Annotated in this window: 1 protein-coding gene and 1 pseudogene; one reads left to right on the top strand and one right to left on the bottom strand. The window is 66.6% G+C overall.

Going from position 1 to position 1,450, the window contains the following annotated elements; genetic code table 11:
• Nucleotides 1-79: 79 nt before the first annotated feature.
• Nucleotides 80-946 (bottom strand): annotated as a pseudogene (gene ku, locus AOK01_RS39870) (non-homologous end joining protein Ku); the annotation flags it as partial.
• 109 nt (nucleotides 947-1,055) lie between these two features.
• On the opposite strand from ku, the gene ligD reads away from it, so the two are divergent.
• A partial coding sequence (ligD, locus tag AOK01_RS45985) for a non-homologous end-joining DNA ligase LigD (RefSeq protein ID WP_483855265.1) occupies nucleotides 1,056-1,450 on the top strand: 395 nt, incomplete at its 3' end.

The following is a 1,450-nucleotide window of genomic DNA, read 5'->3' as shown; positions in this document are numbered from 1 at the left end:
CTGCGCGATCAGCCACGACGGGCCGGTGGCCGACAAACCGGCAGGGGGCAAAGAAGGCAGGGACCCACGCTGAAAGTCAGGCCGACGTCCTCTTCTTCGGCGCCGCCTTTTTGGTTGTCGGCTTCTTCCCGGCAGCCCCCTTGCGCGGGGGTTTGGCCTCGGCCCCGCCCCGCTCACCCCTGGCCTGCCGCACGCTGTTCTCCAGCGCCGACATCAGGTCGATGACCTTGCCCCCGGACTTTTCGGCGGAGGGTGCGGAAGGCACCGCCTCCCCGGAGGCCTTCGTGGCGATCAGTTCCTCCACCGCCTCGCGGTAGTCGTCGTGAAGCTCGGCGAGATCGACCTCCCCGAGCGTGTCCATCAACGCGTCGGCCAGGTCGAGTTCCTTGTCCCGGACGGTGACCCGCTCGTCCGGGGCAACGGTCTCGGGCCCACGGATCTCGTCCGGCCAGAGCAGCCCGTGCATGGCGATGACGTCCTCGACGACCCGCAGCATCCCGAGCCGCTCCCGCCCTCGCAGCGCGAACTTCGCGATGGCCACCTTCTGGCTGCGCTTCAGCGCCTCACGCAGCAGGGTGTACGGCTTGGCGGCCGGTGCCCCGTTCGCCGACAGGTAGTACGCCGTGTCCATCTGGAGCGGGTCGATCCGGTCGGCCGGCACGAAGGCCACGATCTCGATCGTCCGGGCGGTCGGGAGCGGCAGTGCGGCCAGGTCCTCGTCCGTGATCGGGATGACCGTGCCGTCCGCGTCCTCGTACCCCTTGCCGATCTCCGACGACGTCACCTCGCGCTCCTCCGCCTCGCACACCTTGCGGTAGCGGATGCGGCCACCGTCCTCGGTGTGGATCTGGCGGAAGGAGATCGAGTGGTTCTCCGTGGCGTTCATCAGCTTGATCGGGATGCTGACCAGGCCGAAGGAGATGGCACCGTTCCAAATGGATCTCACGTTCGACACCCTTCAGAAGTTTCCATCAGTTTCATCCATCTTCATAAGTTTTGATCAAGTTCGATAAGTTTCTGCCCGATTCTTCATTAATGCGTGGGATTCTCATCGTATGACGCCAATCACGGAGGTGGCGGGGCGAAGAGTGACCCTGAGCAACCTGGAGAAGGTGCTCCACCCCGCGACGGGCTTCACCAAGGGCGAACTGCTGCACTACTACGCGACAGCGGCGGAGGCGCTGCTCCCCCATCTCCGCGACCGCCCGGTCTCGTTCCTGCGCTATCCGGACGGCCCTGACGGCCAGGTCTTCTTCACCAAGAACGTCCCGCCCGGTACGCCCGACTGGGTCGGCACGACGGAGGTCCCCCGTTCGGAGGGCCCCGCCCGCATGGTCCTCGTCCAGGATCTGCCCTCGCTGATGTGGGCGGCGAACCTGGTCACCGAGTTCCACACCCCGCAGTGGCGGGCGGACGCCCCGGACCTCGCCGACCGGCTGGTCCTCGACCT

It is taken from the genome of Streptomyces aurantiacus, from assembly GCF_001418335.1.
GTDB classification, from domain to species: Bacteria; Actinomycetota; Actinomycetes; order Streptomycetales; family Streptomycetaceae; genus Streptomyces; species Streptomyces aurantiacus.
The sequence above is the reverse complement of the archived record's forward strand: the minus strand, read 5'-3'. Positions and strand labels throughout refer to the sequence as shown.